This window comes from Streptomyces sp. NPDC037054 (assembly GCF_055606745.1).
Window position 1 is genome coordinate 857,723 of the sequence record NZ_JBVJSJ010000001.1, and the last position, 15,575, is coordinate 873,297.

The following is a 15,575-nucleotide window of genomic DNA, read 5'->3' on the forward strand; positions in this document are numbered from 1 at the left end:
CGGTCGGGCGCGTGGTCGTCAGGTGCCGGGCTTCCGGCCCCACACGTACACCCGGTCCCCCTTGCGCAGCACGCTCCACAGCCGGCGCGCGTCCCGGACGCGCAGATTGACGCATCCCATGGAGCCCGGCCGGGCGTGGATGTTGCCGTGGATGCCGTGGAAGGCCTGGCCGCCGCTGAAGAACTGCGCGTATGGCATGGGCGTGTGGTAGAGCGTCGACCAGTGGTTCTTGTGCCGCCAGTAGACGCGGTGCCAGCCGGTCCTGGTCCGGTATCCGGCCCGCCCGCTGCGGATCGGCACGGGTCCGAACAGCACCTTCCTGCCCTTCTGCACCCAGGCCAGCTGCCTGCCGAGGTCGACGCAGGCGATGCGGTACGCGCGTACGGGGCACTTGCGTCCGGCGTTCGGGGCGAGCTGCGCGGAGACGAGCCGCATCCGCGCCCAGGTGACGGCGCCCGCGTACCCGACGGCGGGCTTGATGCTCTGCCACTGCTGGAAGGCGCGGATGGCCCGGCAGTCGGCGGGAGACTGGCGGCCGTCGACCCTCAGCCCCAGCCACCGCTCGGCCTGCCGCTGGTACGGCCCGGTCCGTCGCGTGCACCCCGCGCGCGGGTCCGCCCCGCCGGGCGGGATGTGCTCGACGAGGTCGTCGGTGCCCTGCGGAGCGTCCGGCGGTTCCACGGCGTCCTCGGCGGCGCTCGGCGTGTACACCTGCGGCGGAAGCGCCTGGTCGGGCGTGTCCAGCGCCCCCGGCCTGAAGGGCCCCGCCCCCGGCCGGAACGGCCCCGGCTCCTGCCCGCCCGCCGACCGCCCCACCCACCGCCCCTCCGGCCCGGCGCCGGGCGGCACGGGAGCGCCGGGCACCCCCGAGGCGACCTCGACGGGCAGAAGCACAACGGCGGCGAGCAACGCCGCGACACCCCGACGCACCACACGTCTGCTGATCATGCGATCAGAGAAGCGTGACCCGGACGGCCGACGGGGACGGCGCGCTCGGCAAGTCACTCGGACGTACGGACCGAAGCGCGGGCCCCGAAATCCCCGCCCGCTCCCTTCAGTCCCGCATATCCCGCGTGTCCCGCATATCCCGAGCGTCCCGCACATCCCGCCACGCGTCCGGCAGTGCCGACGCCACGTCGTGCGCGCCGGCCGGTGCGCCGTCGGAGGCGAAACGCCCGGCCAGCCCGTGCAGATACGCCGCCGCGCTGCCCGCGTCCCGCGCCGGCAGACCGGCCGCCAGCAGCGACCCGGCGAGCCCCGACAGCACGTCGCCGCTCCCTGCGGTGGCCAGCCAGGACGTCCCGGTCGCGTTCACCCTCACGGGCCCGCCCGCCGCACCCTCGGGCCCACCCGCCGGACCGCCCTCCGGCCCGCCCGCCGGATCGGCGACCAGCGTCGTCGACCCCTTCAGCAGCACCGTCGCCGAGTACCGGGCCGCCAGCTCCCGCACCGCCGCGAGACGCGCCCCCTCGACCTCCTCGCGGGACACGCCGAGCAGCGCGGCGGCCTCTCCGGCGTGCGGGGTCATCAGGGTCGGCGCGGTACGGGCCCGTACGGCGTCCCGGTCGGCCAGCCGCAGCCCGTCGGCGTCGATCAGCACGGGCACGTCGGCCGTCAGCACCTCGGCTACGGTGCCCGCGTCGTCACCGGCGCCGGGTCCCGTGACCCACGCCTGCACGCGGCCCGCCTTCCTCGGGCCCCGGTCCGACACGAGCGTCTCGGGGAAGCGGGCGACGACGGCGTCCCCGGCGGGGCCGACGTACCGGACGGCCCCGGCGCCGCCCCGCAGCGCGCCGGACACGGCGAGGACGGCGGCGCCGGGGTAGCGCGCGGACCCTGCGGCGATGCCGACGACACCGCGCCGGTACTTGTCGCTCTCGGCGCCCGGCACGGGCAGCAGCCGGGCCACGTCCGCGTGCTGGAGGGCCTCCAGCACGGGCTCGGCGGGCAGTTCGGGGCCCAGGCCGATGTCGACCAGCCGTACCGAACCGGCGTACCCCCGCGCCGGGTCTACGAGCAGCCCCGGCTTGTGCGTCCCGAACGTCACCGTCAGATCGGCCCGCAGCGCCGCCCCGCGCACCTCGCCGGTGTCCGCGTCCACGCCGCTCGGCAGGTCGACGGCGACGACGGCTGCCCGGGACCGCGCGGCGGCCTCCGCGAGCGGCACCGCGTCCGGCCGCAGCCCGCCCTTGCCGCCGATGCCGACGATGCCGTCCACGACGAGGTCGGCGCGCGCGATCAGGCCTTCGGCGTCAGCGGTGCCGGTGACCGAGCCGCCGGCCCTGCGCAGCGCCAGGAGACCGCCCGCGTGGGCCCGCCCGGGGGCGAGCGGCACGGCCGTGACGCCCGCGCCGCGCCGGGCGAGGCGGGCGCCGGCGTAGAGGGCGTCGCCGCCGTTGTCGCCGCTGCCGACGAGCAGGACGACGCGGCTGCCGTACACGCGCCCGAGCAACTCGGCGCAGGCGGCGGCGAGTCCGGCGGCGGCGCGCTGCATCAGCGCGCCCTCGGGGAGCCGCTCCATGAGGCGGCGTTCGGCGGTCCTGACGGTCTCGACGCTGTAGGCACTACGCATGAGGACGAGTGTCCCGCACGGCGCCGAAAGTTCTCGATATCCGACGGGACCGATTGACCGCTTGCCATGCCCTTGCCACACTCGGCCACCCCCACAGGTGAATCGATTCATACGCATCGGTTCGACTCGACGAGCGGAGGACCGTCCCCATGGGACGCAGAGCCGTACTCCCCCTTTGGAAGGCCGTACTCCCCACCTTCAGGACCGGGCGCGGGCACGCCCGCCTCGCGACCGCCGGCGCCCTCGCCCTGCTGACCGCGGCGGGCACCCTGACCGCGTCGGCCACCGCGGCCCCCGCCCCTGCCCCCGCCTCGGAGCGCGCGGCGTGGACCGCCGTGGCCGGGACCGCCGCCGCGGCCGCCTGCGGCGAGGGCACGTACCACGCCGAGGCCGTGCTCAGCGGCGGCACCTGGACCGCCCGGCGCGGCACGCGCGTCGTCTACACCGGCGGCGACCTGCGCTCGGCCGTGCAGGCGGCCATCGGCAGCCTGACGTCGGGCCGCACGGCGAAGGAGCGGGTCGTGGTGCGCGGTTCCGGCTCCATGTCCGCCGGCTCCCGCATCTCCCTGCCCAGCTACACCGCCCTCGACGTGTGCGGCACGATCAACGTCACCGGCAGCGGCACGGGCGACCAGGCGCCGGTCTACTCACGCGGCACGCGCGACATCGAGGTCCAGCACCTCAACGTCACGGGCACACCGCTGTACGGGATCTTCCTGCGCAACGTCCAGAACGTGGTCCTGGGCCAGATCGACATGCGTCTGTCGGCGGGCCTCGGCGTCCGCATCGACAACCGCGGCGACACCAGCCAGTGGACGAGGAACGTCCGCATCGACTCCGTGTACGTCTCCGGCGCGTCCAGCCACGCGGTCGAGACGTACGGCGTCGACGGCATCACCATCGGCACGGTGACCGCCCGCAACGTCGGCGAGTCCGGCCTGCTGTTCAACCAGACGATCAACGCCACGGTGACGAAGGTCGACGCGGACGGCGCGGGCACCGGCACGGGTTACGCCGCCTTCCGCATGGCCAACCGCAACGGCCACGTGGGCAGCGGCTATCCGACCAACATCCGGGTCGGCGAGGTCGTCGCCCGGGGCGGCGGGCGCGGCGTGTTCTGCGTGTCGGAGAGCGGCGGCGCGGTCATCGACCGGGTCAACATCTCCCACACCGGCAGCAACGCGATCCTCGTGGAGAACTGCTACAACGTGAACATCGCCGCCCAGAGCGGCACGGTGTACGGCGGCGGCGAGATCCGCCTCGCGGCCCGCACGGAGTTCCCGAACAACGCCGACATCACCATCCAGAACCTGACGGTGACGAACTCCGCCATCAGGGAGAGCCCGTGCGGCACGAACACCACGTTCCGCAACAACACGCTGGTCAACAGCACCCAGTCGATCTGCTGACGCGCTGACGGGGGTGAGGCGGCTCCCGGCGCCCACCGCGGGATCCTCTCCCGCCCCGGGTCCGCCGCCTCACCCCTCGGCGATCACGACGGCCGACGCGATCCCCGCGTCGTGGCTGAGGGACACGTGCCACGACCGCACGCCCAGCTCGGCCGCCCGCGCGGCGACGGTCCCGGACACCCGCAGCCGCGGCTGCCCGCTGTCCTCCACGTACACCTCGGCGTCGGTCCAGTGCAGCCCGGCCGGCGCCCCGAGCGCCTTGGCGAGCGCCTCCTTGGCGGCGAACCGCGCCGCCAAGGAGGCGACGCCCCGCCGCTCCCCGCTGTCCAGGTACAACTCGCTGTCCAGAAACAGCCGCCGCGCCATCGCGGGCGTACGCGCGAGCGACGCCGCGAACCGCTCGATCTCGGCGACGTCGATGCCGACCCCGATGATGCTCATGGGGGCAGCCTATGAGGTCATTCCACCGTCACCGACTTCGCCAGGTTCCGCGGCTGGTCCACCTCGTTGCCCCGGGCCGTCGCCAGTTCGCAGGCGAAGACCTGGAGGGGGACCGTCGCGACCAGCGGCTGGAGGAGGGTCGGGGTGGCCGGGATGCGGATCAGGTGGTCGGCGTACGGGGCGACCGCCTCGTCGCCCTCCTCCGCGATCACGATCGTGCGGGCGCCCCGCGCGCGGATCTCCTGGATGTTGGACACGATCTTGTCGTGCAGGACGGACCGGCCCTTCGGCGACGGCACGACGACGACCACCGGCAGGTCCTCCTCGATCAGCGCGATCGGCCCGTGCTTCAGCTCGCCCGCGGCGAAGCCCTCGGCGTGCATGTAGGCGAGTTCCTTCAGCTTCAACGCGCCTTCCAGGGCGACGGGGTGGCCCACGTGCCGGCCCAGGAACAGCACCGTGTTCTTCGCGGCGAGCGAGCGAGCCAGCTCCCGTACCGGCTCCATCGTCTCCAGCACGCGTTCGACAGCGCCGGAGATGTGCGACAGGTCCCGGATCACCGCCCGGATCTCGTCACCCCACTGGGTGCCGCGCACCTGGCCCAGGTACAGCGCGACCAGGTAACAGGCGACGAGCTGCGTCAGGAACGCCTTCGTCGAGGCGACCGCGACCTCCGGCCCGGCGTGCGTGTAGAGCACGGCGTCGGACTCGCGCGGGATGGTCGAGCCGTTGGTGTTGCAGATGGCCAGCACCTTGGAGCCCTGTTCGCGGGCGTGGCGCAGCGCCATCAGGGTGTCCATCGTCTCGCCGGACTGGGAGATCGCCACGACCAGGGAGCGGGGGTCCAGGATCGGGTCCCGGTAGCGGAACTCGCTCGCCAGCTCCACCTCGCAGGGGATCCGCGTCCAGTGCTCGATGGCGTACTTGGCGATCAGCCCGGCGTGGTAGGCCGTGCCGCACGCGACGATGACGACCTTGTCCACCTCGCGCAACTCAGCCGCAGAGATGCGCAGTTCGTCCAGGGTGAGCGAACCGGAGGGGTCGATGCGCCCCAGCAGCGTGTCGGCGACCGCCTTGGGCTGCTCGGCGATCTCCTTGAGCATGAAGTAGTCGTAGCCGCCCTTCTCGGCGGCCGAGGCGTCCCAGTCGATGCGGTACGCGCGCACGTCGGCGGGGCTGCCGTCGAAACCGGTGACGGTCACGCCGTCGCGGCGCAGCTCCACCACCTGGTCCTGGCCGAGTTCGATCGCGGACCGCGTGTGGGCGATGAACGCGGCGACGTCCGACGCGAGGAAGGCCTCGCCGTCGCCGACGCCGACCACGAGCGGCGAGTTGCGGCGGGCGCCGACGACGACGCCGGGTTCGTCCGCGTGCACCGCGACCAGTGTGAACGCGCCCTCCAGCCGCCGGCACACCAGCCGCATCGCCTCCGCCAGGTCGGCGCAGGAGGAGAACTCCTCGGCGAGGAGGTGGGCGACGACCTCGGTGTCGGTCTCGGAGGCCAGGTCGTGGCCGCGTTCGGCGAGTTCGGCGCGCAGCGGCGCGAAGTTCTCGATGATGCCGTTGTGGACGACGGCGACCCGGCCCGCGTTGTCGAGGTGCGGGTGGGCGTTGGCGTCCGTCGGCCCGCCGTGGGTGGCCCAGCGGGTGTGCCCGATGCCGGTGGTGCCGGTCGGCAGCGGCCGTTCCACCAGGTCCTTCTCCAGGTTGACCAGTTTCCCGGCCTTCTTGGCCGCGGCCAGTCCGCCGTCCGCGAGCACCGCGACGCCCGCCGAGTCGTAGCCCCGGTACTCCAGTCGCTTCAGTCCGGCCGTCACGATCTCGAGCGCCGACTGCGACCCCACATATCCCACGATTCCGCACATGGAACGGCAGCCTACGATCAGTTCCGCGCCAAAAACGGCCGCAGCGTGCCCGAAATCGGAAATTCCCACCGGGGTACGAACCTCCCGGCGGGAATCTCCACGTGTGCTGATGGACCGTCAGCCGAGCTTGGCGACCTGCGCGTCGACGATCTCCGACGGGAAGGTGAAGTCCTTGCCCGTTCCGGCCGAGGCGAGGTTCACGGCGGGGAAGTACGCGAGGGTCGCGCCCTTGCGGACGACGACGACCTTCATCGGGGCCTTCACGCCCTCCTCGGCGTCGATGGTCGCCGTCAGGGCCAGGCCCTCGTCCCCGCCCTGCGGCGCGGCGGTCGTGGCGACCGACAGGACCTTCGTCTCGTTGCCCTTGGCGGTGTACGTGAAGCCGCCGGCGCACTTCTCGGCCGCCGTGGCCAGGTCCTTCAGCGCCCGCTCGGCGCCGCCGTCGTCGTAGGACGCGAGGGTCACGACGACCTGCTCCAGGTCGAGGGCGGCCGCCACGCTGTCCTCGATGCTCGCGCCCTTGGCGGGCTTCTCCGGCTGGCCGGTCCACATGCGCTTGACGTCCGCGGCGGGCGTGCCGGCGTACGTGCCCGACTGGGCGCGCGCGAGCGGGGCGCAGGCCTCGTCGCCCGACGTGACCTCGTCCGGGGCCACGTCGCTCGCCGCCGGCACCTTCGCGGCGACCTTGCCGCTCTTGACGTCGGTCTGCGCCAGCGCGGCCTTCTCCAGCTCGGCGGCGGTCAGCGCCTTGGCGGCGGTGGTCTTCTCCGGGGCCGCCGAGGGCTCGCCCCCGTCCTTGGCGTCGTCGCCGCCGCTGCCGCCGCAGGCGGTGACGAGGAGGGCGAGCGCGGCGGTGGACGCGGCGAGGGCGGCACGGCGAACGGTGATGGATCTCACGTGGTCTCTCTTTCGAACGCGCGAAGGCCCGCGCGAAACCACGCCCCCCTCGCAACCTGTGCGCGCACTTTACGCACAGAAACCCCACAAACGATCATGGAGGCCCGACCCGGTACCCGACCGTGACGCCCCCGTGACCGCCGCGGGCCGCGCGCCGGCGTGACGCACCCCACCCTCCCCCCGGTTCAAACTCCGTTAACAATGGACTGTGATCTCTCCGGTCCCCGCGATCCCCCGGAGCGCCCACCGGCAGCGGCCGGAGGCGACTCCCTACGTCGATCTCACCCGAGCCGAGTGGAGCGCGTTGCGTGACAAGACGCCGCTGCCGCTGTCCGCGGAGGAGGTCGAGAAGCTGCGCGGACTGGGTGACGTCATCGACCTCGACGAGGTGCGGGACATCTACCTGCCGCTGTCCCGCCTGCTGAACCTGTACGTCGGCGCCACGGACGGTCTCCGGGGGGCGCTGAACACGTTCCTCGGCGAACAGGGCTCCCAGTCGGGCACGCCGTTCGTGATAGGCGTCGCCGGTTCCGTCGCGGTCGGCAAGTCCACCGTCGCCCGCCTCCTCCAGGCGCTGCTGTCGCGCTGGCCCGAGCACCCGCGCGTCGAGCTGGTGACGACGGACGGCTTCCTGCTGCCGACCAAGGAGCTCCAGGCCCGCGGCCTGATGTCCCGCAAGGGCTTCCCCGAGTCGTACGACCGCCGGGCCCTGACCCGGTTCGTCGCCGACATCAAGGCCGGCAAGAGCGAGGTCACGGCGCCCGTCTACTCCCACCTGATCTACGACATCGTCCCCGGCGAGAAGCTCGCCGTGCGCCGCCCCGACATCCTGATCGTCGAGGGCCTCAACGTCCTCCAGCCCGCGATGCCCGGCAAGGACGGCCGCACCAGGGTGGGCCTCGCCGACTACTTCGACTTCAGCGTGTACGTCGACGCCCGCACCGAGGACATCGAGCGCTGGTACCTCGACCGCTTCAAGAAGCTGCGCGCGACGGCCTTCCAGAACCCGTCCTCGTACTTCCGCAAGTACACGCAGGTCTCCGAGGAGGAGGCCCTCGACTACGCGCGCACCATGTGGCGCACCATCAACAAGCCGAACCTGGTGGAGAACATCGCCCCCACCCGGGGCCGGGCCACCCTCGTGCTGCGCAAGGGGCCGGACCACACGGTGCAGCGGCTGAGTCTGCGCAAACTGTGACGGCTACGCTGCGGCCATGCTGCATCTGCGCCTGATCACCCCGGCCGAGCGGACGGACGACGTGGTCCGCCTGATCGAGGACACGGTCGGCACCACCCACGTCTGCGTGATGCCGGGCGCGGCCCGCAACCCGACCGGGGACGTCGTCATGTGCGACGTCGCCCGCGAGACCGGCGACGAACTCCTCCAGGAACTGCGGGAGTTGGGGCTGGACAAGTCCGGCTCGATCGCCGTGGAGAACATCGACCTGTCGCTGTCGAGCCGCGCCGACAAGGCCGAGCACGAGGCGCCGGGCGAGGCAGCGGACGCGGTGCTGTGGGAGCAGCTCACGGACGCCACGCACGAGGAGTCGACGCTCTCCGTCACCTACGTCGCCTTCATCACCCTGGCCACGATGATCGCGGCGTGCGGTGTGGTCCTCGACAACGCGATCCTCATCGTCGGCGCGATGGCGGTCGGACCGGAGTTCGGCCCGCTCGCCGGGATCTGCACGGCCGCCGTGCAGCGGGCGCCGCGGCTCGCGCTGCGGTCGCTGATCGCGCTGCTGGCCGGGTTCGCCGCGGCGATGGCGATGACGGTCGCGTTCAGCTGGTTCATGGACGGCGTCGGCCTGTTCACCGAGGCCAAGCTGGAGGCGGACCGTCCGAACACCGGGTTCGTGTACGCCCCGGACTGGTTCTCCTTCGTCGTGGCGGTCCTCGCGGGCGCCGCCGGGACGCTGTCGCTGACGTCGTCGAAGTCCGGCGCGCTGGTCGGCGTCGCGATCTCCGTGACGACCGTCCCGGCCGCCGCGAACGCGGCCGTGGCCCTCAGCTACGGCGACGCGAAGCAGATGTGGGGCTCGACGCAGCAGCTCCTGCTCAACCTGGTCGGCATCATGATCGCCGGCATCCTCACCCTGCTGACCCAGAAGTGGCTCTGGTCCCGCCAGCACAAACGCAAGCCGGTACGGGCCGACGGCATGGCGTAGAACGCGAGCACCGCGCCGCGGGCGAGGCGCGGCTCAGCCGTGATCGAGCCCGCGCCGCGCCACCCCCCGCATCCCGCGTTCCGCTGAGCGAGCGTCTAACCGAGCGTCGACTTCACCACGTCGGCCAGGCGGCTCGCCACCGAGCGGGCCTGGTCGATGTCGGCGGCCTCGACCATGACGCGGACCAGGGGTTCCGTGCCGGAGGGGCGCAGCAGCACCCGGCCGGTGGAGCCCAGCTCCCGCTCGGCCTCGGCGACCGCGGCGGCGAGGTCGGCGGAGGTCTTCACGCGGGACTTGTCGACGTCCTTCACGTTGATCAGCACCTGCGGCAGCCGTTCCATGACGGACGCCAGCTCCCGGAGGGTCCGGCCGGACTCGGCGACCCGCGCGGCCAGCAGCAGGCCGGTGAGCGTGCCGTCGCCGGTGGTGGCGTGGTCGAGGACGATGACGTGCCCGGACTGCTCGCCGCCGAGGGCGTAGCCGTGCTCCTTCATCTCCTCCAGGACGTAGCGGTCGCCGACGGCGGTCTGCACGAGGGAGATGCCCTCGCGCTCCATGGCGAGCTTGAAGCCCAGGTTGGACATGACGGTCGCGACGACGGTGTCGGAGCGCAGAGCGGAACGTTCCCGCATGGCCAGCGCGAGCACGGCGAGGATCTGGTCGCCGTCCACCTCGGCGCCGGTGTGGTCCACGGCGAGGCAGCGGTCGGCGTCGCCGTCGTGGGCGATGCCGAGGTCGGCGCCGTGCTCCAGGACGGCGGCCGTCAGCAGCCCGAGGTGCGTGGAGCCGCAGCCGTCGTTGATGTTGAGGCCGTCGGGCTCGGCACCGATCGTGACGACCTCGGCGCCGGCCCGGGTGAAGGCCTCGGGCGAGACGCGGGAGGCGGCGCCGTGCGCCTCGTCGAGGACGATCTTCAGGCCGTCGAGGCGGTGGGGCAGCACGCCGAGGAGGTGGGCGACGTACTGGTCGAGCCCTTCCTCGTAGTCGCGGACCCGGCCGACGCCGGCGCCGGTCGGGCGGTCCCAGGGGGCGCCGGTGCGGTGCTCCTCGTAGACGGCTTCGATGCGGTCTTCCAGCTCGTCGGCGAGCTTGTGGCCGCCGCGGGCGAAGAACTTGATGCCGTTGTCCGGCATGGCGTTGTGGCTGGCGGACAGCATGACGCCCAGGTCGGCGCCGAGCGCGCCGGTCAGGTGGGCGACCGCGGGCGTCGGCAGCACGCCGGCCTTCAGGACGTCGACGCCGGCGCTGGCGAGACCGGCGACCACGGCGGCCTCCAGGAACTCCCCGGACGCGCGCGGATCACGTCCGACCACGGCGGTCGGCCGGTGCCCTTCGAACGTGCCCGCCTCGGCCAGCACGTGCGCCGCGGCGACGGAGAGGCCGAGCGCCAGCTCCGCCGTCAGGTCCGCGTTGGCGACACCGCGCACGCCGTCCGTGCCGAAGAGTCGTCCCACTTGTCCTCCTGAGGAAGCGTCAATGACGGAAACCGTGCCGGTGCGGCTCGCGCAGGCGGTTCCCGTGGCCCGGGCCGGTGATGCCGGTCCATGCCCGGGCATCCGAACACACAAGCCTTTGAGCGTCTTGTGCCGTTATACGCCCAACGGCCGTGATAAACGAACGCCCCGGCAGCACTGTGGCGTGCCGCCGGGGCGTTCGGAGTACGTACGAGCGAGCCGATCCGGCTCGTAGGACGTACGAGCAGGCAGCGGAGCTTAGCGCTTGCTGTACTGCGGAGCCTTGCGGGCCTTCTTCAGACCGGCCTTCTTCCGCTCGACCGCGCGGTCGTCGCGGCGCAGGAAGCCGGCCTTCTTCAGCGGACCGCGGTTGTTGTCGACGTCGGCCTCGTTGAGGGCGCGCGCGACACCGAGGCGGAGGGCACCGGCCTGGCCGGAGACGCCGCCACCGGCGATGCGGGCGATGACGTCGTAACGGCCCTCGAGCTCGAGCACCTTGAAGGGCTCGTTGACTTCCTGCTGGTGCACCTTGTTCGGGAAGTAGTCCTCGAGGGTGCGGCCGTTGATCTTCCACTTGCCGGTGCCCGGGACGATCCGGACGCGGGCGATGGCGTTCTTGCGGCGGCCCAGGCCGGCGGCCGGCTGGGGCTCGCCGAAGCGGGAGGCCAGGGACTCCGAGGTGTACTCGCCCTCGACGGGCACCTCGGACTCGGTGGTGTAGCTGTCGATGTCGATCTCTTCGAGCGGCTGCTCGGCAGTGGTCTCGGCCACGATTCTCCTCAGATTCTCTTCAGTCTTAGGGGGTGGCCGGACTTACTGCGCGACCTGGGTGATCTCGAACGGCACCGGCTGCTGCGCAGCGTGCGGGTGCTGGTCACCCTTGTAGACCTTCAGCTTCGAGAGCATCTGACGGCCCAGCGTGTTCTTGGGGAGCATGCCCTTGACGGCCTTCTCGATGGCCTTCTCGGGGTTCTTGTCGAGCAGCTCGTCGTAACGGACGGAGCGCAGACCACCCGGGTAACCGGAGTGGCGGTACGCCATCTTCTGGGTCCGCTTGTTGCCGGAGAGGTGCACCTTGTCGGCGTTGATGATGATGACGAAGTCACCAGCGTCGACATGCGGCGCGTAGATCGGCTTGTGCTTGCCCCGCAGAAGGGTGGCGGCGGTGGTGGCGAGACGGCCCAGGACAACGTCCTGAGCGTCGATGACGTGCCACTGGCGCGTCACATCGCCGGGCTTGGGGCTGTACGTACGCACGGTTCGTAGCCTTCGCTTCGAGTGAATGGTCCTGACAAGGTCACCGAAACGATCACGACAGCCTTGACCGCACGGCGGCGACGCATACCGCGTACATGGGGTCGCTGGTCATCGGCCCGGTGGACCGGTGTAAGGGCCCGTCCCGTGAGAATGAGCAAGCCAATACACAACGAACATGCAGGATAGCCGGGCTGCCCCGGACGGGTCAAAACGAGCGATCCCGCCGGACGCCTGACTCCTGCCCCTCCCAGCCTACGCGACCGGCGCCCACCCGCTCCCCGCCCGGCCGCGCCACCGCCGCCCCGCCGGGGGCGCCCGCAGCACCGGGCGCGGGGGCCGCGCACGCGTGCCGCATGAGCGTGACCGCGAGGGCGCACAGCGTGAAGGCGTCCTTGAAGGCGCGCCGCTGCTCCCGCTCCAGATAAGGCCAGGTCAGCCCCGGCAGCTGCGGCACGAGCGCGAGCCAGAACCAGGGCGCGCGGGCGACGGAGGCGGCGTACGGCAGCCCGGCCAGCAGCACCGGCACGACCACCACGAGGTAGTGGTCGTACGACGGACGGGACACCAGGAACGCCGAGAGCATGAGGGTCGCGGCCGTCTCGGCGGGCCGCAGCGGGCCTGGATCGCCGCATCGCCAGCGCCGGTACGCGCAGAGCACTCCGGCGCCTGCCGCCGCGAAGGCGAGCAGCCCGGCGAGCGTCCGGGGCACGCCGAGCCGGGGCAGGACGGCGCCCGGCGAGGCCTCGTAGAGGCGGACGAAGCCGTCGTCGCCGCTCAGCAGGAAGGGCATGGTGCGCGTGAAGAAGCCCGCCGGGTCCGGCATCAGCAGGGCGGCCGACGCGGAGACGACGGCGGGCAGCAGGACCAGCACGGCCAGCGCCCGCCACTGCCGCGCGAACAGGAACAGCAGCGCCAGCGGGACCAGCAGCGGCTTCAGCGCCACGGCCACCCCGACCACCGCGCCCGCCGCCACCCACCGGCCGCGGCTCGCCAGCAGCAGGGACAGCGGCAGCGCGAGGGCGGCGGTCACCGTCCAGTTGCCCAGGTGCACCAGGTGACCGAACGGCGCGAAGCCCACCGCGAGACAACCGAGGCCGAGCGCGGCGAGGCGGCTGCGCAGCGGCACGCCGTGCAGCCGCAGGGCGCAGGCCCAGCCGAGGGCCAGCAGGCCGGCCGTCACCGGCGGCACCAGCACGCGCAGCACCTCCTGCGGCAGCAGGGCCTGCGGTACGGCGGCCAGGACCGCGCCCGGCAGATAGAGGAAGTGCGGGTCGCCGTAGGGGGAGCCGCCGTGCAGCCAGGTGCGCGCGGCCTCGACGACGATCGCGTTGTCCATCCCCCCGTCCAGGCGCCCGCGCACCGTGCGGGCGGCGAGCACGGCGAGCACGACGGCGAGCCCGGCCCACAGATGCCCGCCGGCCGGCCGCACCAACCACCCGGAGATGCCGCTTTTGTCTGTTCTCATTGGCAGAACGCTAGGGGCCCCGGCCCTCGTCGGGGCGGAACAGCACGCCCCTTGCCCCGTCTAAGATGCGCCCCATGAGCTTTGGGCAAGGGGGACCCCAGTCTCAGTGGGATCCCTGGAAACCGCATTCCCAGCAGCAGCCCTGGAACAGCGGCGGCGACGGCACCCCGGACTGGGCGGCCCTCGCCGAGGCGTCCGAGGCCCGCGCCAAGCGGCGCCGGCTGCTGATGATCGGCGGTGGCGCGCTCGCCACCGTCGCGATAGGCGCGGCCGTCGCGGTGGCCGTCGTCTCGGCGAACGGCAGCGGCGACCCGTCCGACGACGCGGCCTCCGGGCTCCCCTCGGCCGACATCCCGAGCAAGAGCGCGGCGGCGCCGTCGTTCGACCCGACCACGGCTCCTCCCCCGCTGGACCCGAAGGACTTCGTGTCCAGCAAGAAGAAGGACAAGGCCCCGCTCAGCCCCGAGATCCTCTTCCCGGGCACGCAGCTGACCATGGCCGGGACCGTCTACAAGAAGGGCCCGACGGCCGACTCACGGACCTGCTCCTCCGCGGCCCAGGGCACCCTGCCGAAGGTCCTCACGGCGAACGACTGCACCCGTCTGATGCGCGTCACCTACACCCGGGACGGCGTCGCCGTGACCGTCGGCGTCGCCGTCTTCGACACCGAGGCGCAGGCCCTGAAGGCGAAGAAGCAGGCCGACACCAAGAGCATCATCCGCTCGCTGTCCGGCGGCGGCGTGCAGCCGTTCTGCACGGGCGCGGTCTGCCGCTCGACCACCAACTCCTACGGCCGCTACGCCTACTTCACGATCGCCGGCTACCCCAGCGGCAAGGACGTCACCGAGAAGAACACCGAGGTGTTCGCGTCCGGCGACGACCTCGCCGAGTTCGCCTTCCGCCAGATCCGCCGCCGCGGCGAGGCCCAGGCGTCGGCGGCGGCGAACGAATAGGTGCGGCTCACAGCCGCTTGGCGCTGCGCAGGGTCTTCGCGTAGTAGCCGTTGCCGTCCAGCCGGGAGACACCGCCGACGTCTCCGATCGTCGGGCCGTTGACCTCCTCGCGGCTCGACACGAAGATCAGGTGGCCCTCGGTGTCGTAGCCCAGGACCATGCCGACGTGGTCGAGGCGCTCCTTGGTGCGGGCGTCGAGCTTGAAGAAGACGAGGTCGCCCGGCTGGAGCTGGTCGATGCCGGACGGGCGGTCCTTCGCCGTGATGCCGGTCAGCGGCAGCACGTCGACGCCCTCCTTCGAGCGGGCCATGCCGTTGGCGGTGCGGGGCAGGCCGTCGCCCGAGCGGTCCGACGACATCAGGGGGTAGCGGGCGCGGTAGCCCAGCACCATGCGGATGAAGCCGGAGCAGTCCAGGGACTTCGCCCGCATGCTCTCCGGCGCGCCGACGCTGCCGTCCCGGAACGGGTACGGGACGCCGAGGTAGTCGTAGAAGTCGGACTGCTCAAGGCGCAGGTCGCCGCCCTCGGCGCCGCCGGTGTTCAGCGGGCCGAAGTTGGCGTCCCCGGCGTACGCGACACCCTGCTCGTCCTTCTTCTGCGGGGCGCCCGCCACGTACTGGAAGGCGAAGGCGAAGAGGTCGTCCTCCTTGCTGTCCCGGTACTCGGCGTACCAGTCCTTGAACCACTTCTCGTCCTGCGCGCCCTTCGTCCACGGCTCCGGCATGAGCCGCACCCAGTCCGTGGTGGAGACCTTGGAGGCGGTGGACGTGGGTTCCTCGAAGGTGCGGGCCGGTCCGGTCAGGGTGGCGGTGCGCGCCCCGTCCGTGAAGACGGCCTTGATCTGGCCGTCGGACCCGCGCAGCACGCTGCGCGCCGGGTTCTCCAGCCGGGACCAGCGCTGCTCGCCCCGCTCCTTCGACCCGCCGCCGGAGCCGCGCGCGCCGTCCAGGACGCCGACGTTGGTGACCTCGGTGACGCCCGGGGCGTCCTGCTTGCGCAGTTCCACGGTCAGGTAGCCCGACGTGGCGACGAGCACCAGCACCACGAGACCCGAGACGACCGGCCTCGACTTCTTCTTTGCCATGGTTCTCTCC

14 protein-coding genes are annotated in these 15,575 nt (G+C 72.4%); 4 read left to right on the forward strand and 10 right to left on the reverse strand.

The window, feature by feature from the left end; translation table 11 throughout:
- Nucleotides 1-18: 18 nt before the first annotated feature.
- Entirely contained in the window at nucleotides 19-948 is a 930-nt protein-coding gene (locus tag ACZ7D7_RS03685; protein WP_470822034.1) for a L,D-transpeptidase, read from the reverse strand.
- 106 nt (nucleotides 949-1,054) lie between these two features.
- Complete coding sequence (locus ACZ7D7_RS03690; RefSeq protein WP_470822036.1) at nucleotides 1,055-2,572, reverse strand: NAD(P)H-hydrate dehydratase; 1,518 nt, start codon at nucleotides 2,570-2,572, stop codon at nucleotides 1,055-1,057.
- Nucleotides 2,573-2,721: 149 nt separating this feature from the next.
- Here ACZ7D7_RS03690 and ACZ7D7_RS03695 point away from each other — a divergent pair, with 149 nt between their 5' ends.
- Complete coding sequence (locus tag ACZ7D7_RS03695; RefSeq protein WP_470822037.1) at nucleotides 2,722-3,981, forward strand: hypothetical protein; 1,260 nt, start codon at nucleotides 2,722-2,724, stop codon at nucleotides 3,979-3,981.
- Between the two features lie 69 nt (nucleotides 3,982-4,050).
- On the opposite strand, the gene ACZ7D7_RS03700 is transcribed toward ACZ7D7_RS03695, so the two are convergent.
- From ACZ7D7_RS03700 to ACZ7D7_RS03710, 3 genes are all read right to left on the reverse strand, one after another.
- Nucleotides 4,051-4,422: a holo-ACP synthase gene (locus tag ACZ7D7_RS03700; RefSeq protein ID WP_470822038.1), complete on the reverse strand. Its 372-nt coding sequence runs from the start codon at nucleotides 4,420-4,422 to the stop codon at nucleotides 4,051-4,053.
- A gap of 17 nt (nucleotides 4,423-4,439) precedes the next feature.
- The gene (gene glmS, locus ACZ7D7_RS03705; RefSeq protein ID WP_470822039.1) at nucleotides 4,440-6,287 is read right to left on the reverse strand and encodes a glutamine--fructose-6-phosphate transaminase (isomerizing); all 1,848 of its coding nucleotides are present in this window, start codon (nucleotides 6,285-6,287) and stop codon (nucleotides 4,440-4,442) included.
- A gap of 117 nt (nucleotides 6,288-6,404) precedes the next feature.
- Nucleotides 6,405-7,184, reverse strand: a complete 780-nt coding sequence (locus ACZ7D7_RS03710; protein ID WP_470822041.1) for a hypothetical protein — start codon at nucleotides 7,182-7,184, stop codon at nucleotides 6,405-6,407.
- A 208-nt stretch (nucleotides 7,185-7,392) separates the two neighbouring features.
- On the opposite strand from ACZ7D7_RS03710, the gene coaA reads away from it, so the two are divergent.
- Nucleotides 7,393-8,382: a type I pantothenate kinase gene (coaA, locus tag ACZ7D7_RS03715; protein ID WP_470822042.1), complete on the forward strand. Its 990-nt coding sequence runs from the start codon at nucleotides 7,393-7,395 to the stop codon at nucleotides 8,380-8,382.
- A gap of 16 nt (nucleotides 8,383-8,398) precedes the next feature.
- Nucleotides 8,399-9,352 (forward strand): DUF389 domain-containing protein, encoded by a 954-nt coding sequence (locus ACZ7D7_RS03720; protein ID WP_470822043.1) that lies wholly within the window; start codon nucleotides 8,399-8,401, stop codon nucleotides 9,350-9,352.
- A gap of 95 nt (nucleotides 9,353-9,447) precedes the next feature.
- Here ACZ7D7_RS03720 and glmM read toward each other — a convergent pair whose 3' ends face one another.
- The 4 genes from glmM to ACZ7D7_RS03740 form a co-directional block, all read right to left on the reverse strand.
- Nucleotides 9,448-10,806, reverse strand: coding sequence for a phosphoglucosamine mutase (gene glmM / locus ACZ7D7_RS03725; protein ID WP_470822044.1), 1,359 nt, complete (start codon nucleotides 10,804-10,806; stop codon nucleotides 9,448-9,450).
- 258 nt (nucleotides 10,807-11,064) lie between these two features.
- Complete coding sequence (gene rpsI, locus ACZ7D7_RS03730; protein ID WP_067271042.1) at nucleotides 11,065-11,577, reverse strand: 30S ribosomal protein S9; 513 nt, start codon at nucleotides 11,575-11,577, stop codon at nucleotides 11,065-11,067.
- A gap of 42 nt (nucleotides 11,578-11,619) precedes the next feature.
- Nucleotides 11,620-12,063 (reverse strand): 50S ribosomal protein L13, encoded by a 444-nt coding sequence (gene rplM, locus ACZ7D7_RS03735; RefSeq protein ID WP_030345455.1) that lies wholly within the window; start codon nucleotides 12,061-12,063, stop codon nucleotides 11,620-11,622.
- 205 nt (nucleotides 12,064-12,268) lie between these two features.
- Nucleotides 12,269-13,528: a glycosyltransferase 87 family protein gene (locus ACZ7D7_RS03740; RefSeq protein WP_470822046.1), complete on the reverse strand. Its 1,260-nt coding sequence runs from the start codon at nucleotides 13,526-13,528 to the stop codon at nucleotides 12,269-12,271.
- Between the two features lie 74 nt (nucleotides 13,529-13,602).
- Here ACZ7D7_RS03740 and ACZ7D7_RS03745 point away from each other — a divergent pair, with 74 nt between their 5' ends.
- Nucleotides 13,603-14,481: a hypothetical protein gene (locus ACZ7D7_RS03745; protein ID WP_470822047.1), complete on the forward strand. Its 879-nt coding sequence runs from the start codon at nucleotides 13,603-13,605 to the stop codon at nucleotides 14,479-14,481.
- 7 nt (nucleotides 14,482-14,488) lie between these two features.
- On the opposite strand, the gene ACZ7D7_RS03750 is transcribed toward ACZ7D7_RS03745, so the two are convergent.
- Nucleotides 14,489-15,565, reverse strand: coding sequence for a C40 family peptidase (locus ACZ7D7_RS03750; protein WP_470822048.1), 1,077 nt, complete (start codon nucleotides 15,563-15,565; stop codon nucleotides 14,489-14,491).
- Nucleotides 15,566-15,575: the final 10 nt, after the last annotated feature.